Origin of the sequence: Streptococcus sp. WM07 (assembly GCF_004570525.1) — a bacterium.
GTDB lineage: Bacteria > Bacillota > Bacilli > Lactobacillales > Streptococcaceae > Streptococcus.
This window is the reverse complement of record NZ_SPPZ01000375.1, coordinates 1-230: the sequence shown is the minus strand read 5'-3', so window position 1 is coordinate 230 and position 230 is coordinate 1. Positions and strand designations below refer to the sequence as shown.

Sequence of the window (230 nt, the reverse complement as noted above, 5' to 3'; positions counted from 1 at the left end):
GCTTTCTTCGCTTCAGGCTTAGCAACTGCAGCTGGGTTAATAGCTTTAACAGTGTCAACACCTGCAGTCTTAGCTTCTTCAACTCCTGCATTTGTTGTTGCTGCATCTACTGCAGCTTTAGCTTTTTCTGCTTCTGCATCAACTTGAGCCTTAGCTGCTGCTTTCTCTTCGTCTGTTAGATCAGAGCGAGCGTCAATTTCATCCTTCTTGGCTTGAGCGGCTTCATCGAC

The 230-nt window shown here is 46.5% G+C and carries 1 protein-coding gene; it reads right to left on the bottom strand.

Annotation, left to right across the window (positions count from 1 at the left end; all coding sequences use genetic code 11):
• The coding region (locus tag E4T71_RS09620; RefSeq protein WP_135039038.1) for a DUF1542 domain-containing protein at positions 1-230 on the bottom strand (230 nt) is incomplete at both ends.